Raw genomic sequence first — 22531 nt, forward strand, 5'->3', positions numbered from 1 at the left:
AAAGTGCGTCTAAAAATTATCAATCTTACAACGTATGATTTGCACATCGGTTAAGGCAAGTATTGAAGAGGAACCACCATGAGCAAAGTTGTTATTATTTCAGGTCACCCAAACTTAGAAGAGTCTTTCACCAACACAGTGATCCTAAATGAGATGGAAGCTGGCCTTGAAGATGTGGCTATTCGTCGCCTTGACACGCTTTACCCTAACTATCAAATTGACATTGAAGCTGAGCAGCAAGCCTTACTGGAAGCGGATGTGATCGTGCTGCAATTCCCGTTTTACTGGTACTCGGTACCTGCATTGATGAAAAAGTGGATTGACGATGTATTTAGCTATAACTTTGCCTTTGGCTCTAAAGGCGACAAGCTTAAAGGCAAAGATTTCATCTTATCGTTTACCATTGGCGGGCCTGAAGAATCTTATGATCCGCTAGGTTATAACCACTTTTCAATTGAAGAGCTAATGCGCCCGTTACAGCAAACCGCGTACTTGGCAGGCATGAACTACCATAAGCCGGTTTACACCCATCGCATGGTGTATATCCCTAATGTTTATAACGAGTTGGATGAAGTACAAGGTCGTGCCAAAGATCATGCAGACCGCTTAACCGCACAGATTGAATCAATAACCCATTCAGCTCAGGGGCGTATTAATAAGTTTGTCGCTGAGTGGTTTGCCAAGTTTGACGTCTTGCCTGAAGAGTCGGATTATTTTACCCAGTACCTGGCAAAGGATATTCGCTTGGCGATGCCGGAAGGGGAGTTTCATGGTCATGAGGGCTTCCGGGATTGGTATTCGATGGCCCGTGGCGTGTTTAAGCCAGCTTGCGAGCACCTAGTAGAACAAGTGGAAGTCAAGTCTTCTTCAACTGATACATACCAGGTTGAACTTCGCATTAGGCTAAAAGCGGAAACCTATGCCGAGTCAGCGCTAAAAGGCGAACCTGTAGATATGTTGGTTAATGAAACTTGGCAGGTATCTTTTGATGAGCAAGGTAAAGTGGTTATCCACGACTACAGCGTAGTACCTGTGCTTGGCTAAGGCACAGCACTGATTATTAAATGAAAGAGCTTGTTGGCGAGAGGCCAGCAAGCTCTTTTAGTTCATTCTGCGCTCACGAGGATCAACTAGATTTGGTAGTTGAATTCAATGCGGTGGTCACCATCTTTAAAGTCGGTGTATTCTGTCCAGTTGGCAAAATAACGTACATTAAATCGCGGATTGAATTGGTATGAAGCGGCAAATTCATGGGCAAGAATATTGGCATTGTTCTCACCGTAGGCGTTGTTTTTGTAGCTATCTGAACCCGAGAGCGTCGTCATCCACATCGGGTTGTAGTTAAGCCAAATCTTGTCGTTAATCGTGAACTTACCATAGGTACCGATCACTGCGAATGTGCCAGGCATTGAATAACCACTGATTGTCTCTCCATCATCCCCTGTCACATTATTTCCGAAGGCTGCACCGACGCCACCAAGCGGGAAGAGTTGTATTGGACCAAAGGCTGGTAGGGCTTGAATGAAACTGTATGAGATGCTGCCTGCTTCAGTGTTGAAGTCATAGTTCACATCAATTTGGTTACCACGGCCGTTGGTTAAATCTACCCCGAAGTTGCGAAAACGAATGCTATCAATACTGTCATTGGCCTCGTCGCGCCAGCCCAAGGTGTCACCCATCGCGCCTTTCAGTTCTAATACATTCATTCCTGCGGTGGTTGGGTTGCCTGTATCGTAGGTTTGTCCCAACTTAATGTTCAGGCCTTTGTCGGTATAACCAGCACCTACTTGGGTAAATACCGCCAGTGGATCAGACATATCTTGTATGTCGTCATCGGCAAACGCATTGAAGCTAACTGCAGAAAATACGGCTACAGTGAGAAGTGTTTTTTTCATGGTTTCTTTCTTCTGGATTCGACATTGAATTCGAGAGGAATTTACCATTGGTGAAATTCATGCGTTGCACTGGCAGTGCATGTTGACGCTATGGTTTGTAATATTGTGTTTTTTTCAATGAGGTATGAGAAATATCATAATGTTTGATTGATTGATTGAATACATAAAAATGGTTTATGTATGACATAAATAAGGGTGACTAGAAGCTTATATTCCCTTTATTTAAAATAGCGATGTTTTAAAAATATAAATTAACATGTAAAAACAGCTATATATCGGAGGCCATAATGGATCCTTTTCTCTGCTTGAAGCATACTTATCAAGTAGATGATGGGTTAGCCAAACTCATCCTTGAGAAAGGTAAAGTGAAGAGCGTAAAAAAAGGAAGCTTTCTTTATTATCAGGATGAATGGTCGGATTTTATTGCTATGCCAATCAGCGGGATTTTTGGCATTTTTCCAACTAGCAATAATAGCCACTTTACTTTTTATAACTTGATTACACCCGGTATTATTGTTAACGAAGTTCAGTATTTACTTGAAGGTGGCAGCCATACCGATGTTAAAGCGATTACCGATTCAATGGTGATCATACTGCCATTTTTCGTGGTCAAGCAACTCATAGAATTAGCGCCTGATTTTCTTTTGATGTTGAGTAAGTCATTGGCTAAGAAGCAACGATTTTCACATACCTTGTTTCACCTTCGTGCAGAAAAAGATGCCTATCTCAAAGTAACAGGTGCGTTGAAAGCAATAAGTGATGTAACAGAGGATGGTCATATCCCATTGAATATTATTGCATTAGCCTCATTATTATCGATGTCGCGGAATGTGGTGGGTAAAGAAATTAAGCGTTTAATCGCGCTAGGAGTGATAACAAAGAAACTACTGGGTTATAGGCTTAACTCATCCGTGCCTTAAGCAGTTAAAATGACTTAAGCTTCTGAATTCAACCTTATGAACGAATTGATTGTTTGGTTGGGTTTTATTATAAGCTTTGTGTTTTTACTATGTTGATAATAAAAAGCCTGCCACTGGCAGGCTTAATAATAGAAGTTAAATTACTTTTCTACTTTATACATCTCAGGTAACTCAAACTCACCATTCACCACTTTTTCCTCTGGCTCATATAAGCGAACTTGCAGCATGAAACCATCGTTTGGTGCAGGTAACCAGTTTGCTAGTTTTTTCTCATCAGAAGGTTTGTCATGACTGATATAAACCGTCAGTGAACCCTCATTGTTGTAGACGAGATCTTCTGTTGTGGTACCAATTTTAAATCTGTCGATCTTGTTTTCAACCATGAACCGGTCTTGGGCATCGTACATAGTGACGGACCAGAAACCACCAAGGTCTTCTTTGACTGCCATATCTTTAGGGAAGGTAATGGTGTAATGATTCTCACCGCTGAGCAGTTCACCGCTACTATCAACATAGCGTTTAGGGTACATTGCCCGCTCAGGTGAATTGAGGCCAATGGAGTTCATATTGACGGCCGCACGCAACAAGTAATCGGTACCGTATCTTCCGGCGTCATACTCCAAGTTCCAGCCGTTTACTGGTACGCCAGTGTACATTGCAGCGTCTCGTACAATCTCAAAACCGTCAGGAAATGCGGCTTTTAAAGCTGCTTTTTTGACATCACTGAGTTCGGCTGTACCGCCATTGCCAACGCCGATGAACTCAAAAGAATCGACAAGCGCTTTGTCTGATGCGAGTGGGTTTTCGGCAAGTACAGTATCTAATCGATCATACCATTCAAGCCCAGCAGGGAACTGTACTGTTGGTGCGCCAACTGCCACTTTCGGCTTTGGCTGAGCTGAGGTATTAGGGTATTCGTCGAGTTTTGTTAGGCGGAATTTCGACTGTAATGACAGTGCTTCTGCCTCATCATTTGCATCGGTGACCCCTAATCGGCCTGCCATCCAGATGTAGCGTGTATCTGAATAATAGACAGGTAATCCCTCTGGTAATTCGCCTTCATATCCCGCTTTAGCCAAGACAAAATCACCGCCTTGATCACCGACTGTAGCGTTACCGAGATCAACAACTGACTCAGTGTACATGTCGACAATTTGTGCTATCCAATAGCGGTCTTTGATTTCTGGTACTGAAAGAACGATCGGCTGCTCTTCGAGATCGCCCCACATTTGTAGATATATGGTGTCATTATTTGGCGTTGTGTATGAGCGGTCACGATGATCCCAAAGACGGGTTATCGGACCTAACTCGTTCAAAGGTGCTTGACCATTGTCCATTGGCGCATCAACTGAGGTTTGAAGCTCCAATGCGATATCCATCATTACAGGCGCCCAGCCGTAGACCGCAGCTTGCACACCTAGTGAATACGCATAATTATATTCTGCTTGTTCACGGTTATTGTATTCAGTGGTTGTCGAAGAGGGTTGGGAGGCTGCATGGCTAAAAGTAGAAAAGCTAGCACTTGCCATTAGTGCTAGCGCGATAGATTTTGTGATTAGGCTCTTATTCATTGCGTCTACTCATCCAAGGGTAAAAGGTTCTGATGAGTAGTATTAGAGCGTTTTGGCATCGTCCAATCCATAGAGTAAGGCTTATTCAATACATAAGCTATATTGATGTATTGTCGATATTTATAGCCTCTATCTTAGTTATGTTTATCTATAATGAAGTCTGATTAAGCTTGAAACTGGCTATAATTTTTTGCCTGAGCTTGATGTGGGCGGGATCGTTGATTGATCTTTGATGGTAAACCATATGAATAGGGACTTGCTCACACTCTAGCGGGATATCAAATACGCTGAGGTTGAGGCGATTTTCCCATTTACGGGCAAAAGATCCAAAGACTAACCCTAGGTGGTCGGAGTCAGCCACTGCCAACGCCATATTGGCTTGAGTTGACACTTCTTGCTTTTCTCTCCTTGGGCGAAGGGCTTCTTTGGCAAATAGGTCTAGAAATTGTCGACCCTCACGGCGAGCCTTAAAGACAACATGGCTTTCTTGGTAAAACTGCTCTTTAGTTAACTGGCTGACGATACGGGGGTGATCTTTCCTACAGATAATTTTTATGGTTTCTTGGTGGATAAGATCCATAACAAAAGCACTGTCTTTGCTGGTTGTCGTATCAATGGCAAGGTCGACTTGTTGAGAACGCAAGTCTTTGAAAATAAGTTCTTGATCGAGTGGTGGAACTTTGAAAATCGTATCGTCAAGATCGCCAATAAGATGAGAGAGTCCTTCAACGCAGTAAACAGAGTGCTGTGTTTTGGCTGAAATAGCATTGTCGATAATTTCGATCCCCCGCTGAAGTTCGGAGGCAAGCAACTCAGCCCGATGAGTGGGGGTGATACTCCGGCCACTTTTGATAAACAAGGCAGTGCCAACTTCGGCTTCCAACCGCTTTATCGCCATGCTAACTGCAGGTTGGGTCAGTCCTAAATTTTCAGCTGCTCGGGTATATGATTGATGTTGATATACGGACACAAATGTCCGAATGAGGTTCATATCCATTTAGGATCCTTTAGTGCCCATTTCTCCTGGGTCAATCTTAATCTATCAAAGCCTCGAGGATAAATAGCTCCAGCTTGTACTTGGTCAACATTATCTCCTTTATTTAAAGTATTTGCTCAATGAATTGATCGGCGATGTTGAATAAGAGCGGTGAATTGCTTTATTATGCCCGTGTTTTTACAGATGGATGTACTAATTGAGTGGTAGGCATAATGAAAAAAACAGCAGGCTTTACGTTAATTGAGTTAGTGGTTGTGATTGTCATACTCGGTATCGTTGCTGTGACAGCGGCTCCACGCTTTTTGAATTTGGACGATGATGCCCATGAATCTGTACTTCGTGGAACGAAAAGCGCTTTTGAGAGCTCGTTAGCAATGATCTATGGCAAGCATAAACTTCAGGGGGAACCTAGCACCTTGGAGATCAATGGCCATACTTTGCAATTTCAGCACCGGAATAACCGATACGATTACCCGTTTGCCAAGAATAAGCGTGAGTGTGTGAATATTTGGAACACCTTGATTGATAGCATTGAAGCTGTTCGACGTAATGCCGAAACCAATGAGTTGTTAACGAAGTATCAGCGTAGAACACGCACCTGCACCTTCTCTTATTACGGCGAGAAGGGCGAGATTGTCTATACCTCTGGTGTGGGTAAGGTCGAGTTCAAGCTTAACGAAAGCCATTCTTAATCTATCTAAGAGTTGAAGGTTTATGTACACAATATTTTCGATCTTAAAGTGGGTTGTTTTAATTTATTTGGTTAAAACAGGCCGCATCCCAGAATCTACGTACATAAAATTCAAGCAATTCACATTGAATGCCATTGCGATGTTGGTGCTGCATGCGGCACTGGTTATCCATGCCACAGAGTCTGTCGAGCTCGTTAGCAACGGTACGGGTGATGGCTACTTCTTGCGACAGGATGATGCCATCACCAACCATATGTCTTGAGCGGTGGCCAAACTCGGTATGTCACTACAGTAGTGAAGTGATTAAGCTCAAAAAATGAAGGAGGCGCGGCCTCCTTATTTTTTATCTTTAGAATTATATATTTTTCATGGAGTGAATATTGGTTTATTTCTCTTGTATGTCATTGACTATAAAAAATAAATATTGAATTAGCCCCCTAAGCCCGAGTTTGTGAAGATGAGCTTCAGAACGTAATGGTATTTGGCCAATTACAAATAACGACGACCGAATAATACGGTCTACGACGTGAAGATTATCTGAAGTAATTTAGGGATGTAATAACATATGAGTAAAAAAGCGCATTGGGCAGTAGGCTTGGTTTCTGCATTATGTTTTTCACCAATGACTTTTGCCGATTCAGACGGTTGGCATGAAGAGCGTGTTGAAGAGCGCCGTGAAGAAAGAAGAGAAGATCGTCGTGATGAGCGTCAAGAAGAACGCCAGGAAGAACGTAAAGAAGAGCGTCAGGAAGAACGCAAAGAAGAGCGTCGTGAGGAGAGAAGGGAAGAGCGCCGCGAAGATTTCGTGGATGAAATCTTCGACTAAGCCTCACTTAGCGATATAGCCTGTTGTTTTGAACGAAATGCGGCAGTAGCCTGCCGCATTATTGACAGCTAAAAGTTGCAGGATTACTGCACTTCTTTAAGCCGATAGACTTTTAATTCATGGCCATTAAAGAAGCTGACCACTAAGGCATCACCCTCTGATAATAATCGAATAGAGCTAATCACATTGGTGTTGAGGTCAAGTGTATCCTTGAGCTCAGGATCGTCAGCATTGGCATCGACTTGGCGAATGATAATTCTGCCATCAACATCTTTTTTATAGTGGCTTAGGTATTTAACCTCGAATTTATCTGCCTCTTTATCTTGGCCATAAATGTTCAAATGGTTGTTATCGAATTCAAGATAGAATCGAACACCTTTCTCGGTCTCGGTATACCATAACCCCTCAAAATGGCCGAAAGTCGGCATGATACGGTCTTTTGCAAAGAGCAACACGCCTGAAAACAGCAAGACAGCAATAAAAAAAGTCAGGATTACGGTGCGATCTTTGTACATGTCTTATCCTCATGGCAGCCGTACAAGGTCTCTTTGACTTTGTCGATGTAAATATATTCTTCTGATTCGATGGCTTGCTCAACCAGTGGCAATTCCTGCTCATCGGGAACGAATAGCACGGTGGTCTGCCCAATGTGCGAAGTCGGTGTTGGCGGGATAAGCCAATGGCCTAGGAACACCAACAGGGCGCTGACAACAAAAGCCGTGATATATAACCAGGGTGAACGGATTGGGTTAGGCTTTGACGGTGCGTCAGGGCTTTGCTGAGCACTTATATCCGCTTGTTCTGGGCCGGACTGGAGATGAATACCCGGTTTTACATCTTCTTCGCCTTCAGATGCTAGGTCAGGTTGGTTTTCACCCTTGTCATACAGCGGCTCTGTTGTGAGCTTGTAGCCACGCTTTGGCACCGTAACGATAAGGCTCTTACCTAAATCGAACAGCTTTGAGCGCAGTCCATTGACGGTCTGGTTTATCGTGAAATCGGAAACATAAGTGCCAGCCCATATGGTTTGGGCAAGATCTTGGCGAAGCGTGACATGTGGGTAGTTTTGGCAGAGAAGCTTTAGCAACTCGGCTTCTTTGACTCTTAGCTGGTTTTTGGCACCGTTGACGGTGTTGATTACCGTTAAGTCAGACCCGGAAAAGCGCAAGGTTTGCAAAGAGAAGTCTTGCGGTTGGCTGTTTTCAGTATGGGGCATAGGCGTCATTTTTTTGTTATATAAGCTAATAGGCGAATATAGACGAAAAAAATGCTTTTAGGTTAAATTTATGTCAAAACACCACGGAAAACCGTGGTGTTTTTCGATATATATTGATCGGACGATCAAATACTTGCGGGTGACGCCTTAAGCATACATAGGTACAAGTACCGCAGTACCAATAATGACAGTAATTAGACCACAGATAACAGGAACAGAAGTACGCTTAACTACTTCGAATGGGTTTACGTTACCCATACCAGAGGTCGCAACAATGACACCAGATACTGGCGAGATGGTACGACCTAGGTTAGAAGCCTGAAGCATTGGGATGATAAGGAACGCAGGGCTCAGACCCATCTTACCAGCCAGTGCAGGTGCTAACTCTACGAATGCGTAGAATGGCGCGTTACCAGAACCGGTTGCAATGGCTGCTGCAACAGTTAGGCCTGTCAGTAGCAGCATCAGCGCGAAGCCGCCTGCACCAGCTGCCTCTGCAAGGCCGATTAGGTTGTCGATTGCACCGATAGACATTAGACCCTGTGCAAATACACCAGCCGCTACCAATAGCATTACCACGCCTTTAAATGCGTCAGCCATACCTTGGTAACACGCTTCTAGATCTTCTAGCGTTTCTTTACCTTTGAAGCGCTTAGTAATGAAATCAACTAGCGCACCGATGAAGATAGACAGTACAACGATAGTGTAGATATCAAGGTATAGACCTTTGATAGTGCTACCGTTGAATAGGAATACACCGATGATTGGCATGAACGGCAGGATAGCGTAGTAAGCCGGCGCTTTAACTTCGATTTCAGAAATATCAACTTTTTCCATTTTGATATTTTCTTTCTTATCTAGGTATTTGTTCCAGAAGAACGCCGCCGCAGCCATCACGATGATTGCACAGATAGAAACAGGTAGTACGGTTTCTACTGCGAATACGTGTAGAGGCAGGCCTGACTTCTCAGCCGCAACAACCACGTCGCCTGAAGTTGGCGATAGGATGATTGCCGCAGGGGATGCACAAATAGCAACCGCTGCAGGGCGAGAAATACCCATAGCTGTCATCATTGGGAATAGGGTGGCCATCAATAGTACACCAAGGCCAGTTGCAGAACTTACCGCCAGTGACATTAGACACGCCACGATGTAAGCCGCTACCAGCAGTATGTATGGTGATTTGATGTAAGAAAGCGGTTTAGAGAACTGTTTAACCACCACGTTGTTTGCGCCGATGTGGGTCATGTAAGACGCGAAACCACAAAGCAGCATGATCTGTAGACCAAGGCCGCCGCCACGGTACTGCAGCATGTACTTAACGTACTCAAGTGAGTCTGTTACGAAGTTGCCTGTTGAGTTGATGCTATCAGGCAGTACTTTCATGCCCATCACACCGGTGATTAAAAGAAGTACGATACCGGCAGTTAGTAGCACGCCTGCTGGTTTGTACCCTTTGATGATGAAATAGCCAACAGCGATGGTAACCGCAAGGCCAATGAAAAGTTCCAACATGGAAAAAATCCTCTTAAACCACAAATGAAAACAATAAAAAGAAAAAATATGTAACTTTACAAAAACTTCTTACACATTATTTGCGTTTAATTTACCTAAAAAGAGGCAGGGGAACGATAAAAATGGGCCGTGTTTATGATCTAAAACAGGATTTAAAGTAGTGTGTTATATTCGCGCTACAACAATGAAAACAAACGCGTTAACAAGTGTTTAGAGGTGGTTAAAAGTTATATATTGCTTGTGAATTCACCACTTCGTTGTTAAACCCTTATATCTAAAGGGTTATAAGCAATCATAATGGTTGTGAATGTTTCAAAGTGTAAATTGTATTTAATTCTAATGATGGTTTTTAACATATTCCATAAAGGCACGATCTGCGACGGACAAGTAACCGTTTTTGCGCCATGCAATGGCAATATTAAGGTAAACAGGTTGCTTAAATGGGATAGGGACAATCCCTGCTTCGTACTCGGTCACCATATCGAGTAGAGCGGCAATAGCAAAGTCGTTTCTCACTATTCGCAATATCATTGGCAGCAAGTTGGTTTCAAACGCGATTTGTGGTTGGTAGTTATATTCTTCGCAGATCCGGTCGATATACTCGCGGTGAAAGTAGCCGGCTTTAAACATCACAAGCTCTTGCTTGAAAAAAGTATCGAAGTCTATGCTCTTTTCCTTCGCTAAAGGATTGTCTGGGCTAACGGCAGCGACCATCTGGGTGGTGATGAGCCGCTCAGTTGAGAGGCTTTCTGGTATTTCGCTACAGTGGATCACGCCCAAATCCAGCTCCTTGCTGATGAGCATCTGCCGTATAGTTTCGGTACCCGCCTCGACGATGGTCAGTTTTAAATCGGGGTACTGACTTTTAAATCCCATCAAAATCTCTGGCAGGTAGTAGGAGCCCAGCGAGCTCGGTACGCCAAGTTTTACCTCGCCGATAGTCAGCCCTTTTAGCTCTTCCATAGCGGTGGTCGCATCTTGGACATTTTGCAAGATTAACTTGGCGTGATGTAGCAGCACTTCACCTTCGGGAGTGAGCACCACACGTCGATCGTTACGGTCAAACAGCGTGATCCCCAACTGTTCTTCAAATTTCTTAATCGCAATACTCAGTGCTGGCTGAGCAATGTGCAGCACTTGCGCGGCTTTGGTGAAATTGCCGCATTCGGCAAGCGTTTTGAAATAAGACAGTTGACGGATATCCATAACTATATCTTTTATTTATAGAGTTAATAGTTTTAATATATTTTCACTATTGCCGCTAAATTGCTAGTTTTTCAGTAGGATAATTAACGAGCAATTGATCATGATAGATATCAAAACCCCCGAATACCGACGTGCCAGTTTGGCCTTGTGTCTTGGTTCTTTTTTGATCTTTTGCAACCTATACCTATTCCAGCCCATGCTACCGCTGATGGCCGAGCAGTTTGCTGTTGCTGCAACCACCGTTAACTGGCTGGTTGCAGCGAGCACAATGGCGCTGGCCGTGATGCTTGTGCCGTGGGCTGTGTTGTCTGAGCGAATAGGGCGACGTGAAGTCATGCTAATTAGCTTAACGTTGCTACCTATCATCGGCTTTATGATGGTCTTCCTTGAATCGCTATGGGCACTAAGTATTGCTCGAGCCCTGATGGGGGCTTCACTCGCAGGCTTTGCTGCGGTAGCTGTGGCATATATGGCTGAAGAATTTACCCCTAAAGCACTCATGTTGACCGTCGGCGGTTATGTGAGTGCCAATTCGTTGGGCGGCATTGTTGGCCGTATTAGTGGTGGTTTTGTTGCCGACAACTTCGGTTGGCAGGCGGCTGTCATTATGATGGCTGTATTCAGTTTGGTTGTGGCATTAGTGGTGTACCGTTTATTACCAAAGCAGCAGCATTTTACGACGTCGAAGGGGCAATTGCGTAATCAGACCTACAGTGTTGTCCATCATTTACGTAATCGTACGCTGTGGTTTGCCATGATGATTGGGGGGGTAAACTTTGCGCTTTTCGTTAACTTGTATTCGGTAATGGGGTTTCGCTTGGTGGCCGAGCCTTACTCCGTACCCGTGAGTTGGGCGTCTATGATTTTCCTTTGTTACCTGAGTGGTACGGTAACGGCAAACCTGAGCGGTCGCTGGACCCAACGTTACAGCGCCGTATCTGGAATGGTATTGGGGACCACCATCAGTGGGGTGGGGATGTGGCTGGCATTAATTGAGTCGATCCCCGCGATGTTGGCCAGCTTGCTGCTGATCAGTTCTGGTGCTTTCTTTACCCACTCATTGGCTTATGGCTGGGTGAGCCAGCGAGCAAAAACAGCCAAGGCAACGGCAACCGCGCTTTATCTGGTTCACTATTATGCGGGTGGTAGTTTGGGGGGCTTCTTCCTTATAGGTTGTTGGCAGTTTTATGGTTGGATGGGAGTCGTAACTGGTGGAACGGTGCTGTATGCTCTGATTTACCTGCTGTGCTTCCGCTTGCAAAATTTGACGAAAGAAGAGCAGAGCCCAGTCGCTATCTAGGGCAAACAGAATCTAGGGCAAACAGACCCTAACCACTTGGCCGGATTAACATGGAATACAACAAGGGCGTGCCTTAACACGCCCTTTGTTACTTTAGAACTTAAATTGTCCCACAACCCGATCAAGCTCTTGCGCCATTTCTGTTACTTGCTTACTTGCCGTCGAGGATTGATCGACGGCGCTGGCGGTACTGGTCGCCAGTTCTGCAATACGGATAATGTTCTTATCAATTTCGGCAGAAACAGCGGCTTGTTGCTCTGATGCAGAAGCAATTTGCAGGCTCTTGTCCGAGATACCAGTGATTGCTTCGGTAATTCGATTGACGGCCTCAGTGGCTTCTTGGGTTTGCTCTACGGTAGAAACGGCCAGCTGCTGGCTTTCTTCCATAAGGGCAACACTTTGGCTAACCCCGGCGTGAAGCCGCTCGATGGTTTGCTCTATTTCCTCGGTAGAGCTGTGTGTACGCTGGGCTAGCAGGCGCACTTCATCGGCTACGACTGCAAACCCGCGGCCATATTCCCCTGCGCGTGCCGCTTCAATCGCGGCATTTAATGCGAGCAGGTTGGTTTGGTCGGTAATGTCACGGATCACCGAAATCACCTTGTTGATGCTGTTGCTCTCCGCCTCTAGAGCCTGAATTTGGTGTTGTGCCGATTGAATCTGGCTGGCGAGAGATTCAATGGCTGTGCCAGCCTGTTGGCTGATGGCCAGGCTTTGTTGTGCATTTTGCTTACCGTGCTCGGCAGAATCGGCGGCATCGGCGATATTACTGGCGATTTCGTTGCTGGTTGCCAGCAATTCGTTAATGGAAGTGGCGACATTGGCAGATTCTGATTGCTGCTGCTGGGCATTGGTCAAACTGTTGTTAGCCGAGGCGCTTGACTCGTCAGCACTTGTTGAGAGTTGCTTAGAGATTGAAGCGACATTTTGAATGATAGCTTGAAGCTTGTTGGCAAACTGGTCGAATGATTGGCTTAGTTTGGCAAATTCATCCTTACCGTTGTCATTCATGCGAACAGTTAAATCACCATCGCCGCTGGCAATGTCTTCCATTACTTGGTTAACACTTTTTAAGCGGCTCGAAATTCTACGGCTTATCATGATCAGGGTTATCACCATGGTTAGGGTAACCAAGGTGCCAGCAACCATCAGCGCTAACTTCTCATTGTTCTGCTCATCATTAATGGTTTGAACGATAGTTGCTTCAAGGTTATTGATATTCTGCTCTACGTCCTGAACATTGCTGCGAAGCTGTCCGTATAGGCCTTCGTTATAATTCAGGCCGATTGTGGTATAGCCTTCTACCAACTCATCAAACATCATTTGATACATGATGATGCTGCGCCGCAGCGATTTCTGTTCTCGTACGGTTAACTCGCTATTACTTATTGCTGAAATAAGGTTTTCGACATTATTTTCAAACACCCGAACATGGTCAGGGTTGTTGGTGATAAGAAAGTCTTTTTCGTTACGTCGTAGCGTCAGTAGCATGCGATAAAGGAGTTCGTTGCCTGTGAGTAAAATCCCTTCTTCGGCATCATTGGCTGCACTGCGTATATTGCCTCGAAGCCCTTCTTGAGGGGTAAGGCCAATTAAAATCGTTTGGTCGGCAATAATGTTGAACTGGTTGGAATAAGCGTCTAACGCCTGTAATACGTCAGCAAATTGCGAATTATTTGAATCGTCATATTGAGCGAGTAGGGCCTGAACATCTTTTAGCCGCTTGCTAAGGGCTATTTGCTGCTGGTTAAATTGCTCGATGTATTGAGGGTCTAACCGCGCGAGGAAATCTTTTTCATGGCGACGAAGTGTGAGCAAATCTGTATTGCCGTTCGCCGTTTCTTGCGCCGCCTGTTGAAGCTGGTCAAGCTTTTTGAATGAAAAGGCTTCGAAGATACCAAAGCCAACCATGGTGGTGACAAGAAAAATACTCACCAAAAATAGTTGGGCTTTAATCGTATGAAGCGATGGTTTTCGCATCTGGCTCTCCTGTTTTTTGCTTTTTTAAGGCACGACAGGCTGATAAGGCTTTAGCCCATAATCGAGGGTGCACGTGTTGCAATTATGCGACAGTGTTCACATCTTTTTTTAACTATAGGATCAGAAAAGAGATATGCCCAAGTTAGTTGACAACCGAGACTAAAAAATCCCAGATCTAGCGTCAATATGCGGGGAACATACGCTAAAGCTGGGATTAAAGTTAATAGGTGTACTAGTTTGGCCAGATAATATCTGGTGGCGATAGAAAGTCAGTACCCGGTATTAGCCAATCGCCATGGCCAATAACGAAACAGGGTGAATGGTTTCTAAGTCAGTGTTCTCTTCTATTTGCCACTTACAGGTTTCGCAGTCGGTAATGGCAAAATCAGCTTTAGAGCGGTTAATTTGCTTGAACAAGTTGCTACCAATCGACATGGACGTGTCGTAGTTTTCGGTCTTGAAGCCGTAGGTACCGGCTAGGCCACAGCACTGGCTATCAAGTACTTCCACTTCAAGCCCTGGGATCATCTTCAAGAGTTCAATGGTGTAAAGGCTGCCGCCTGTGCGCTCTAGGTGACAAGGCGTGTGGTATACCACCTTCTTGTTGATTGGCTTCATTTTCGGCATTTTGCCGTTCATGAACTGCTTCAATAAAAAGCGGGTCACGTACTCAATTTTATCAGCGACTTGGCGGTTATCGACTTTCAATACGCTTGGGTATTCTTCTTTCAGGGTGAAAGAGCAAGTAGATGATGTCGATACGATTTGAGAGTCATATTTCTCGATAGCTGAAGCAAAGTTTTTCACGTTCAGGTGTGCATTTTTCTTTGCCTTGTCAAAGAAGCCGTTGGCAATCAAAGGGACGCCACAGCATTTCTCTTTATCTAGCAATTGGACACCAATGCTCATGGCATTCATGACTTTGACGAAGTCTTTGCCCAGTTGCGGGTGGTTATAGTTTACGTAGCAGCCGTGAAAGTAGTGCACTTGCTGAGGGTAGAGCGCCTGGCTGGTGCAGTTTTGCTTGTACCAGCGGCGGAAGGTGCCGTGGGAATACTTAGGCAAACTCTTATGATCATGCACACCGATTGTTTTGTGCATGATTTTTTTCACTGGCTTAAGCCCGGTAATTGAGTTCACGATTGGCGCAAACGGTGTGGCCGCCGAGCCCATGAGATCAGTGTGGCTCAACACATAGTCACGCACCGTCTTAATGTTCATTGGCAGCTTGGCGTGGTTATCGCGGGCCACCGCAATCATGTCGCCAATTTTCACACCTGACGGACAGGCGGTTTCACAGCGCTTACAGTTGGTGCACAGCTTTAGGGTTTCATCGTAAAACTCAGGACTTTTGATGCGAAGGCGTTCGCCATCAGGGCCGCATTGTTTTGGACCTGGGTACTGCGGGTTCGCTTTGGCTACCGGGCAGTAGACGGTGCAAACCGTACATTTGATGCACTGGTCGAAACTGGTGTCTTTTTGAAGAAGGCTCATGCTGTTGTCCTTTCTTGTTTTTGTTGTGAATCTGAAATCTGAACCGCTTGTGAGCGGGCAATCATTTGTTCGGCAACATAATGGCCGGTTGAGATGGCAACACCAGATCCAGAGCCTTCTTGTACCGGATCATAATGGGCGAGGATCGCACCTGCGCAATACAGGTTGCTGATGGTTTGGCCCTTGATTGACGGTTGGAAGTGCTCATTGCAACTCACCCCCATTTTCATGAACGGGTGGCTTTGCTTGGCAAAGAATTGGCTTTGGTACCAATGGTCACGGTGTGAATTTTCCGCCATGTCTAAACCAAAGACAGGCTCTTCGATGCTCTCGCGATGAGCAGCAAGCCCTTTGCTAAAGAAGCTGCCGTTTGCCATCAAGAAGTGATCTGCACTTAATGGGATGTCTTCATGATTACGGGTGAAAATATGGGTGAGTTTATCCCCGTCAAATTGCCCACTGATAACTTCATCTCCCGCCAGAATAAGCCCGCCTAGCTTTTTAAAGTGGGACTTCATGGCTTCTTCAAGTCGGATACCGAGCAGTGAAGGCGGCATGGTTGGAATTTCGCAAATGCTAAATCCGGTCAGTCCTTCAAGTAGCTTGATGGTTGCTGCGCCATCGCCATTACCAAAAATGGCAGGCAGAATGACCAAGTCAGCCTTGCCGACTTGCTGGATCATGGACTTGGCAAAAGCGTGCAATTTTGTTTCGTCGCGTAACACGCGGGAAATATCAATTGAGCGGAATTCACATGGATTGCGCTGCATTTTTTCAAAATCTGGCAATTCAACCGCCGCGGTTTTAATGCTGACGTTGGCAAATTGCGGCAGTTTGGCGAGGTTGTCAGCGGCCAGCTGCGGTTGGAAATCACGGAAACCGTCAACGGTCACAAGGGCGACGTTTGTCAAACCTTGGCTTAGATCATGCAATGGAAACTGGTGGACCGTTTGCTGCGATAGCCAAGTTGAGCGAAAAGTCCCCATTGGCGTTACGCGGTAGTGGTTTTTCTCATCAGCTTGTTCGCTCAGGTAGACGCCACACTTTTCCATCATGTTCTGATACCAAGCGATGGCATCACGGCTAGCTGCTACACCTAGTTTGCTGTATGGGTGGTGTGGGCTTTGTTCCGCAAGGGTTGTAAATGCGTCAAAGGGAGCCGCAACGGCTTCGCCATTGGGTAGGCGACTAAGCACATCAACCGAACCGGATGAAAAGTGAAGGGCACTTTGACCTGCAGCCACCACAGCGGTTTTCAAACCGGCCTCTGCACAACGAATCGCGCAGCTTAGGCCTGCGACACCGCCTCCAATTACGATGCTATCGAATTTCATTGTGTTACCTCTTCATCACTTTTCTTTACAGCTTGCTGTTGTTCGGGCAAGTCACTAACACCAAACAGTCCTTCATAAATCCAGTAAGTGAATTCGCCTTCGCGTAGTGCATCACCCCAGAACACAGGCTTGATGCCTTTCCAGCGCTCTTCTAGGAAATCTTCCAGCAAGTGGCTCGCTTCGGTACCGGAGGTTTTTCCGTATTCTGAGAACAGTCCGGCAGCACGGTATGAACAAAGCTCACCTTGGCATGGCCCCATCCCGATACGGGTGCGGCGGCGTAAATCAACCAGGTTGTGAACATCCAGATCCTTGATGGCGTATTCAACTTCGCCACAGGTCACCATTTCACATTCGCAAATTACCGCTTGGCTCTTTTTGTCGTTGCTTAGGAATTTCTCGGCGCGCTCACCGTGGCGGTAAAATGCCGATTGGTAAACAGGCTTGGCAAGGCTTGCTGTTGGCTGCTTTTTAGGCTTGGCTTGTTCGGAACCAGGCAGCGGTTTTTCGTGAGTAATACATGGTGCAGTGTTACCGAGTTTTTTCGCCACCAGATCCGTTGTCCATTCAGCCATCATGCGGTAGGTCATCAGCTTTCCGCCCGTAATGGTGACGAAGCCATCAAGCCCATCACGCTCGGCGTGGTCAAGTAGCACAATACCACGGCTGATATTACGGCCGCTGGTATCACCATCGACGGCAACAAGTGGGCGAACACCAGCATAAGCGCGCAACACGCGGGTATTGGCCATAATCGGTGCCAATTTGGTGCCTTCTTCTAGCAGAATATCGATTTCTTTACTGGTGACGTGCAGGTCATCAATACGATCGTAATCAATACGCTCAGAGGTGGTACCGATAAGCGAAATAGTATCGCCCGGTACAAGAATATCGGCATCGGACGGTTTGCGGCAGCGGTTGATCACTAAGTTGTTGATACGGTAATCAAGGATCAGTAGGGATCCTTTGGCAGGGAACATCTTGATGGAGAGATCGCCATACTCGCAGATCTGCTGTCCCCAAATCCCCGCAGCGTTAACCACTTGCTTGGCATGGATCTCGAAGTGTTCACCGGTTTTCAAATTCAAACATTTCACACCGCGCACGGTGGCACCATCACGAATAAGCCCGGTGACATGGGTATGATTGAATAGCTTTGCGCCGTGCTCGACGGCATCAATAACGTTCGAGGCTGATAGTCGGAATGGGTCAAGCGTGCCATCAGGCACTTTTACTGCGCCAATGAGGTTCGGGTTACAGTTTGGCTCAAGACGTAGGGCATCTTGAGGCGTGAGTTGTTCAACGTCGATATCCGCTTGCTGACAAGAAGTAATAAAGGATTTTTGGAAATCGAGGTCATCATCAGGCAAAGAGATAAACAGCCCTTGCGTATCTTCAACGCAGTGGCGAGCAATGTTTTTGAGAATGCGGTTTTCTTGAATGCACTCTTTGGCTGATTCCTGATCCGTCACTGCATATCGTGCTCCGGAATGAAGTAGGCCGTGGTTACGTCCAGTTGTGCCAGAGGCGAGGTCGTCTTTTTCAACCAGAATACAAGAGAGTCCACGCAATGCACAGTCACGCATAATGCCAGTGCCTGTCGCGCCCCCGCCAATAATAACAACATCTGTTTCAAACCAACTATTCATGTTCGTTTTCGCTTATTGTTTGGTCCATGAATGAGGAAAGTGATTATTTCCTTCGTTTTTATGGGGATAAATATGCCACTTTTTTCAGGGATATTATTTGATCAAGCACACACAAATGAGCGAACGAACATTCGTTTGCGCAAAATAATGAGTGTTTGGGTGAAATGTGCGCAGGAAAATGCCGTATGAACGGCAATTTAGCCTTGGAAATATATCGAAAGTGAAGATTATTCAGGTGGCGGTGGGGGAGTTCGAGTGTGTTTCGGGCACGAAAACGAAAAGAAAGTGGGTATTTACCCCACTAATTGGCATTCGGCTCTGCTTGAGTATTTGTAACCGGCAGGGTGATAGCGACGGCAATCACGCCCTGCATCTTTACACTCATACAAGGCATTATCGGCTCTTTCCAGTAGCGATGAGAGTGTGTCACCGTCGGTAAAGCTTGAGATGCCTATGCTGGTTGTAATGCGGATTTTTGTATCATCTACCCCAATATCGAGCTGCAATTGACGGATTGATGCAAGCAGTTTGTCAGCCAGCTGCTCTGCTTGGGTGAAGTGGGTTTTGGGTAAAAACAAAATAAACTCTTCACCACCGAACCGGCCAAATAACTCATCACCTTTGGATTGGCTCTGGATAAACTGAGTGAACTCTTTGAGTACCTGATCCCCGGCACTGTGCCCCCAAGTATCGTTTATTCGCTTGAACTTATCGATATCGAACAGCATGACGGAAAAGGGCTGTTTGGTGTACTCACTGTGAAGCATGCACTTATTGGCCAGTTGCAACAGCATTCTGCGGTTATAGATACCGGTTAATGGGTCAAGCGTGGCTTGGCGATACAGTCTCATCAGCATGTATAGTTTGGATAGCTGCGACCAAATCACCATCATCGCCAAGATAGTTTGCAACCAGTAATCAGCGATGTTTTCTGGCGTGAGAAAGTAGGTGGCTTGAAAATCAGTAAATAACTGAACAAATGCAGTGATGGCCAGAAGCCCTAAACTCTCTTTTAAGGTCACTGGCAAAATGGTCAGCATTGCAACATGAATGATGGGCAGTAGGGTATAACCATAGAAGTAGCCGCTATATACGCTGGGAAACTCTAAAATCCAAATGGCATATAGATAGAAAAGGTTAGTCGCTGTGACTAATAACCCCATACAGATCTGTGCATGCTTTAATTTCGTAAGGCGATAGTTAACCTTGGCAAGCAAAAGTAGGGAGGTGCCAAGAAGTAAGCGGGCAATGACGATTGGTACGCTTTGGCTTTCAGGCAGAAAAAAGAGATCAAATGGTATCCAGATAAATACCAATAGGCCCCAAACAGCCGCCAGCATACTAATACGGTTACGAAGGTAGCCACTCCGTGTGTTTTGAAAACTCGATGAGTGAGCGTTCGCACTCCATAGATCAGGGATATAGAGCTTGATCGTTTTTAATAGCTGGCTGGGCGTCTCTTGCATTTTTCTCGCTTACTGTGAGTATTATTCGGCAAGATAGCCGGGTTTTATTGATAAAATCATTATTAAATACTTGTTTAAATTGATTTTATAGAATGAGTGATTATTCTATGAAGCGCATTTTGTTTCAGTGATATTGATCCAATTAATCGTTTTGCTTGTAACTAAATGCTTTGTTATGCATCAATATGGGTGAAATAAGCACCTTACCTCAGTGAGAAAGCGAGCGGCATTTGGTATCAATCGCGGGTCTTGCTATTATCTGCCTCCATATTTACCGCTACCTAGTAAAGAACACATTTTATGAACACAGGCGTGATGTTTCTTATTCCAGCGTTGTTTGGCGCACAACTTATTCTTACCCTTGTACTCACAAAAGGGGAAATTTGCCCCGGTCAACGAGGCCGTGTACATAAAACACTGCCAGTGTTACTGATTGGGTGGCTAATCGCCGCTGTTTTCCAGCCTATCGCTGTGTTGCCTTTGGCTACATTGGGTTACTTCACGATGAAGGTGAAAACCGGTAAAACCCGTGATGCAGGCCCAATGAAGGTGCTCTTCGCTGCTGAAGGTTTGGCATTTATGGCTTGGTTAGCGATTTTGCCATCGTTGAGCTTACCAAGTGCTTTCCTGAGCTTTGTCGCCATTCCGATGCTTGGAGCACTCACCGCCCACATCCTTTTAACCCAGGCAAGAACGCGTCTTCAAGCCTTCCACCGCTTACTGCCTTTTACTGGCTTTGTTAGCGCAATGCTAAGCGTGCTGTGTATTTTGTGGCTATCAAGTTCGTTATCTGAGGAAGCGTTGGCAACGGCGATCAGCAACATTATTGGTTCATTGTTGTTGTTAGTGTGTGCTTTATTGGTTTGGGCAATGCACCTACTTACGGGTAAAACGGTGAATAAGTGGCAGCTGATTGTGGCTGCGGGCTTGATGGTGGTGTCTGCTTCAATGCAAACCACGTTGATTTAATATTCCCTGAGCATTTGGGGGTAAATATGTGAGCGGGTTCTTTTTAAACCCGCCGCATTCTGACTATGCTTATACAGGTTGGTATTCGAGATCAACACTTGGTTAGTTAGTACCAAGGAGGTAAGTATGGAGATTAACAACCTGCTAAACATGGATGGCAACATTGTGCTTGGCATTGTAAATGAAAGACTTCGCCTTGAATGTTCAACGGTTGAAGAGCTTGTTAGTCGTTACGAACTCGACTTCAACGAGTTAAACGAAAAAATGGAATCGTTAGGTTATCACTACGATCCCATTAACAATCAATTCAAGTAATTCCTCTGACTCTCTTAGCCGTGAATACCTATGGTTTGCACGGCTAAGCTGCTTTTATCCCTTCTAAATGTGTCTGGCATTGCTGTTTTGCGGTGGCAAAAAAGGCGGACAGGTAGTGCCTATCTCGCTCGGACGAACGAACGCCGGCAAACAATCGACGCCATAGCCCTTCGCCTAGCGGCTTGCTGACGACCAAGCCTTGTTTTGCATAATCATAAACAGCCCAATTAGGCAAGGCGGCAACCCCAAGGCCAGCGGAGACCATCTGTATCAACATCAAGGTATTATCGGCTTGTTTCCAATTGCTTGGTTCAATGCCGGCTGGTTGCAGAAAGTGTTTCACTACATCTAAACGGCTTTTTTGAACCGGGTAGGTGAGCATGGTTTGTTCTTGTAGATCTTCCGGGTTGATAAAGTCTTTGTCGACTAGGTGTGATTGCGGAGACACAATTAAACGCATCTCAAAATCAAATAGTGGTTCATAGTGTATTTCACTCCGAGGTTGAATATCGGAGGTAATGACTAAGTCTAGTTCGCCAGCGGCCAGTGCAGGCAGTGGTTCAAAACCGAATCCGGAAGAAAAATCGAGTGTGACACTTGGCCAATGGATCTGATACTCCTTGAGCGCTGGCATGAGCCATTGGAAACAGGAGTGGCACTCAATTGCCATGTGCAGGCGGCCATGGGTATCTTCCTTAAGGCTAGCTAACTCATGCTCGGCTTTAGCGATGCGGGGAATAAGATCATCGGCCAGGCGCAATAGTACTTCTCCTTCGGCGGTGAATTTCACCGGGCGGGTTTTGCGAAGGAAAAGCTGCCCGCCAAGGCGCTGCTCTAGATCTTTTAATTGGTGTGAGAGTGCCGACTGGGTTAAACACAAGGTGTTTGCCGTTGCCGTGAGCGAACCAGTATCGCGTAATACCGTAAGTGTTCTTAGGTGTTTGATTTCTATCATTGGGTTAGCTCTTCCTTGTTGTCGCACTCGCAGCAGGTTTATCTATTTCATTGCTGAATATGCAACCTGCATTTATATTCGATTTACTTTGCCAATGTACTTGTTATTAATGGCGGTGTAAACATCTAGACGGCTAAATGCGTTTTTTATGTCGATTCCTACCACTTGATGGCCAACTGACATTAACTTGGTCGTACCCGATATTTATGTGTTTAGTATTTCAGACATTGT

General features: G+C 45.5%; 21 protein-coding genes. 8 read left to right on the forward strand and 13 right to left on the reverse strand.

Features of this window, described 5'->3' with window-relative positions:
- Window positions 1-78: 78 nt before the first annotated feature.
- Window positions 79-1044, forward strand: a complete 966-nt coding sequence (locus C9I98_RS19220) for an NAD(P)H-dependent oxidoreductase (protein WP_036825630.1) — start codon at window positions 79-81, stop codon at window positions 1042-1044.
- An 86-nt stretch (window positions 1045-1130) separates the two neighbouring features.
- Here the strand turns inward: C9I98_RS19220 and C9I98_RS19225 are convergent, their stop codons facing one another.
- On the reverse strand, window positions 1131-1895 hold the full coding sequence (locus tag C9I98_RS19225; protein WP_036825627.1) for a hypothetical protein: 765 nt from the start codon (window positions 1893-1895) through the stop codon (window positions 1131-1133).
- 287 nt (window positions 1896-2182) lie between these two features.
- Between C9I98_RS19225 and C9I98_RS19230 the strand changes: the two genes are divergently transcribed.
- A complete protein-coding gene (locus tag C9I98_RS19230) occupies window positions 2183-2815 on the forward strand; it encodes a Crp/Fnr family transcriptional regulator (protein ID WP_036828670.1) in 633 nt (210 codons plus the stop codon).
- Between the two features lie 140 nt (window positions 2816-2955).
- Here C9I98_RS19230 and C9I98_RS19235 read toward each other — a convergent pair whose 3' ends face one another.
- Both C9I98_RS19235 and C9I98_RS19240 read right to left on the reverse strand, forming a co-directional pair.
- Window positions 2956-4386 carry a DUF1254 domain-containing protein gene (locus tag C9I98_RS19235; RefSeq protein WP_107272357.1) on the reverse strand — a complete coding sequence of 477 codons (1431 nt, stop codon included), beginning with the start codon at window positions 4384-4386 and terminating at the stop codon, window positions 2956-2958.
- A 148-nt stretch (window positions 4387-4534) separates the two neighbouring features.
- The gene (locus C9I98_RS19240) at window positions 4535-5383 is read right to left on the reverse strand and encodes a LysR family transcriptional regulator (protein ID WP_036826018.1); all 849 of its coding nucleotides are present in this window, start codon (window positions 5381-5383) and stop codon (window positions 4535-4537) included.
- Between the two features lie 212 nt (window positions 5384-5595).
- Between C9I98_RS19240 and C9I98_RS27050 the strand changes: the two genes are divergently transcribed.
- The 3 genes from C9I98_RS27050 (at window position 5596) to C9I98_RS19255 (ending at window position 6901) form a co-directional block, all read left to right on the forward strand.
- Complete coding sequence (locus tag C9I98_RS27050; protein ID WP_036826020.1) at window positions 5596-6075, forward strand: prepilin-type N-terminal cleavage/methylation domain-containing protein; 480 nt, start codon at window positions 5596-5598, stop codon at window positions 6073-6075.
- Window positions 6076-6097: 22 nt separating this feature from the next.
- Window positions 6098-6337: a hypothetical protein gene (locus tag C9I98_RS19250; RefSeq protein WP_107272358.1), complete on the forward strand. Its 240-nt coding sequence runs from the start codon at window positions 6098-6100 to the stop codon at window positions 6335-6337.
- Between the two features lie 303 nt (window positions 6338-6640).
- A complete protein-coding gene (locus C9I98_RS19255; RefSeq protein WP_036824327.1) occupies window positions 6641-6901 on the forward strand; it encodes a hypothetical protein in 261 nt (86 codons plus the stop codon).
- A gap of 83 nt (window positions 6902-6984) precedes the next feature.
- On the opposite strand, the gene C9I98_RS19260 is transcribed toward C9I98_RS19255, so the two are convergent.
- The 4 genes from C9I98_RS19260 to C9I98_RS19275 form a co-directional block, all read right to left on the reverse strand.
- Entirely contained in the window at window positions 6985-7416 is a 432-nt protein-coding gene (locus C9I98_RS19260; RefSeq protein ID WP_036824332.1) for a hypothetical protein, read from the reverse strand.
- Complete coding sequence (locus tag C9I98_RS19265) at window positions 7395-8117, reverse strand: transcriptional regulator (protein ID WP_158262699.1); 723 nt, start codon at window positions 8115-8117, stop codon at window positions 7395-7397. Before C9I98_RS19265 ends, C9I98_RS19260 begins: the two co-directional genes overlap by 22 nt.
- A gap of 147 nt (window positions 8118-8264) precedes the next feature.
- The gene (dcuC, locus tag C9I98_RS19270; protein ID WP_107272359.1) at window positions 8265-9632 is read right to left on the reverse strand and encodes an anaerobic C4-dicarboxylate transporter DcuC; all 1368 of its coding nucleotides are present in this window, start codon (window positions 9630-9632) and stop codon (window positions 8265-8267) included.
- A gap of 336 nt (window positions 9633-9968) precedes the next feature.
- Window positions 9969-10838: a LysR family transcriptional regulator gene (locus C9I98_RS19275; RefSeq protein WP_107272360.1), complete on the reverse strand. Its 870-nt coding sequence runs from the start codon at window positions 10836-10838 to the stop codon at window positions 9969-9971.
- A 100-nt stretch (window positions 10839-10938) separates the two neighbouring features.
- Here C9I98_RS19275 and C9I98_RS19280 point away from each other — a divergent pair, with 100 nt between their 5' ends.
- Window positions 10939-12138 (forward strand): MFS transporter, encoded by a 1200-nt coding sequence (locus C9I98_RS19280; RefSeq protein ID WP_036817007.1) that lies wholly within the window; start codon window positions 10939-10941, stop codon window positions 12136-12138.
- A 93-nt stretch (window positions 12139-12231) separates the two neighbouring features.
- Here the strand turns inward: C9I98_RS19280 and C9I98_RS19285 are convergent, their stop codons facing one another.
- The 5 genes from C9I98_RS19285 to C9I98_RS19305 form a co-directional block, all read right to left on the reverse strand.
- Window positions 12232-14118: a methyl-accepting chemotaxis protein gene (locus C9I98_RS19285; RefSeq protein ID WP_036817004.1), complete on the reverse strand. Its 1887-nt coding sequence runs from the start codon at window positions 14116-14118 to the stop codon at window positions 12232-12234.
- 282 nt (window positions 14119-14400) lie between these two features.
- On the reverse strand, window positions 14401-15612 hold the full coding sequence (gene glpC, locus C9I98_RS19290; RefSeq protein ID WP_036817002.1) for an anaerobic glycerol-3-phosphate dehydrogenase subunit GlpC: 1212 nt from the start codon (window positions 15610-15612) through the stop codon (window positions 14401-14403).
- Window positions 15609-16946, reverse strand: coding sequence for a glycerol-3-phosphate dehydrogenase subunit GlpB (gene glpB / locus C9I98_RS19295; protein WP_036817000.1), 1338 nt, complete (start codon window positions 16944-16946; stop codon window positions 15609-15611). Before glpB ends, glpC begins: the two co-directional genes overlap by 4 nt.
- Complete coding sequence (gene glpA, locus C9I98_RS19300) at window positions 16943-18595, reverse strand: anaerobic glycerol-3-phosphate dehydrogenase subunit A (protein ID WP_051901853.1); 1653 nt, start codon at window positions 18593-18595, stop codon at window positions 16943-16945. Before glpA ends, glpB begins: the two co-directional genes overlap by 4 nt.
- A gap of 293 nt (window positions 18596-18888) precedes the next feature.
- Entirely contained in the window at window positions 18889-20061 is a 1173-nt protein-coding gene (locus C9I98_RS19305; protein ID WP_107272361.1) for a GGDEF domain-containing protein, read from the reverse strand.
- A 300-nt stretch (window positions 20062-20361) separates the two neighbouring features.
- Between C9I98_RS19305 and C9I98_RS19310 the strand changes: the two genes are divergently transcribed.
- Both C9I98_RS19310 and C9I98_RS19315 read left to right on the forward strand, forming a co-directional pair.
- Window positions 20362-21030 carry a hypothetical protein gene (locus tag C9I98_RS19310; RefSeq protein WP_036817840.1) on the forward strand — a complete coding sequence of 223 codons (669 nt, stop codon included), beginning with the start codon at window positions 20362-20364 and terminating at the stop codon, window positions 21028-21030.
- Window positions 21031-21156: 126 nt separating this feature from the next.
- On the forward strand, window positions 21157-21345 hold the full coding sequence (locus C9I98_RS19315; protein ID WP_036817838.1) for a DUF4250 domain-containing protein: 189 nt from the start codon (window positions 21157-21159) through the stop codon (window positions 21343-21345).
- A gap of 43 nt (window positions 21346-21388) precedes the next feature.
- On the opposite strand, the gene metR is transcribed toward C9I98_RS19315, so the two are convergent.
- Window positions 21389-22300: an HTH-type transcriptional regulator MetR gene (gene metR / locus C9I98_RS19320; RefSeq protein ID WP_036817846.1), complete on the reverse strand. Its 912-nt coding sequence runs from the start codon at window positions 22298-22300 to the stop codon at window positions 21389-21391.
- Window positions 22301-22531 lie beyond the last annotated feature (231 nt).

Origin of the sequence: Photobacterium sanctipauli (genome assembly GCF_003026495.1) — a bacterium.
GTDB lineage: Bacteria > Pseudomonadota > Gammaproteobacteria > Enterobacterales > Vibrionaceae > Photobacterium > Photobacterium sanctipauli.

Bases quoted from the DNA above. Each gene is read 5' to 3' on its own strand.
- C9I98_RS19220 (WP_036825630.1), top strand. From the start codon at position 79: ATGAGCAAAGTTGTTATTATTTCAGGTCACCCAAACTTAGAAGAGTCT.
- C9I98_RS19225 (WP_036825627.1), bottom strand. From the start codon at position 1,895: ATGAAAAAAACACTTCTCACTGTAGCCGTATTTTCTGCAGTTAGCTTC.
- C9I98_RS19230 (WP_036828670.1), top strand. From the start codon at position 2,183: ATGGATCCTTTTCTCTGCTTGAAGCATACTTATCAAGTAGATGATGGG.
- C9I98_RS19235 (WP_107272357.1), bottom strand. From the start codon at position 4,386: ATGAATAAGAGCCTAATCACAAAATCTATCGCGCTAGCACTAATGGCA.
- C9I98_RS19240 (WP_036826018.1), bottom strand. From the start codon at position 5,383: ATGGATATGAACCTCATTCGGACATTTGTGTCCGTATATCAACATCAA.
- C9I98_RS27050 (WP_036826020.1), top strand. From the start codon at position 5,596: ATGAAAAAAACAGCAGGCTTTACGTTAATTGAGTTAGTGGTTGTGATT.
- C9I98_RS19250 (WP_107272358.1), top strand. From the start codon at position 6,098: ATGTACACAATATTTTCGATCTTAAAGTGGGTTGTTTTAATTTATTTG.
- C9I98_RS19255 (WP_036824327.1), top strand. From the start codon at position 6,641: ATGAGTAAAAAAGCGCATTGGGCAGTAGGCTTGGTTTCTGCATTATGT.
- C9I98_RS19260 (WP_036824332.1), bottom strand. From the start codon at position 7,416: ATGTACAAAGATCGCACCGTAATCCTGACTTTTTTTATTGCTGTCTTG.
- C9I98_RS19265 (WP_158262699.1), bottom strand. From the start codon at position 8,117: ATGCCCCATACTGAAAACAGCCAACCGCAAGACTTCTCTTTGCAAACC.
- dcuC (WP_107272359.1), bottom strand. From the start codon at position 9,632: ATGTTGGAACTTTTCATTGGCCTTGCGGTTACCATCGCTGTTGGCTAT.
- C9I98_RS19275 (WP_107272360.1), bottom strand. From the start codon at position 10,838: ATGGATATCCGTCAACTGTCTTATTTCAAAACGCTTGCCGAATGCGGC.
- C9I98_RS19280 (WP_036817007.1), top strand. From the start codon at position 10,939: ATGATAGATATCAAAACCCCCGAATACCGACGTGCCAGTTTGGCCTTG.
- C9I98_RS19285 (WP_036817004.1), bottom strand. From the start codon at position 14,118: ATGCGAAAACCATCGCTTCATACGATTAAAGCCCAACTATTTTTGGTG.
- glpC (WP_036817002.1), bottom strand. From the start codon at position 15,612: ATGAGCCTTCTTCAAAAAGACACCAGTTTCGACCAGTGCATCAAATGT.
- glpB (WP_036817000.1), bottom strand. From the start codon at position 16,946: ATGAAATTCGATAGCATCGTAATTGGAGGCGGTGTCGCAGGCCTAAGC.
- glpA (WP_051901853.1), bottom strand. From the start codon at position 18,595: ATGAATAGTTGGTTTGAAACAGATGTTGTTATTATTGGCGGGGGCGCG.
- C9I98_RS19305 (WP_107272361.1), bottom strand. From the start codon at position 20,061: ATGCAAGAGACGCCCAGCCAGCTATTAAAAACGATCAAGCTCTATATC.
- C9I98_RS19310 (WP_036817840.1), top strand. From the start codon at position 20,362: ATGAACACAGGCGTGATGTTTCTTATTCCAGCGTTGTTTGGCGCACAA.
- C9I98_RS19315 (WP_036817838.1), top strand. From the start codon at position 21,157: ATGGAGATTAACAACCTGCTAAACATGGATGGCAACATTGTGCTTGGC.
- metR (WP_036817846.1), bottom strand. From the start codon at position 22,300: ATGATAGAAATCAAACACCTAAGAACACTTACGGTATTACGCGATACT.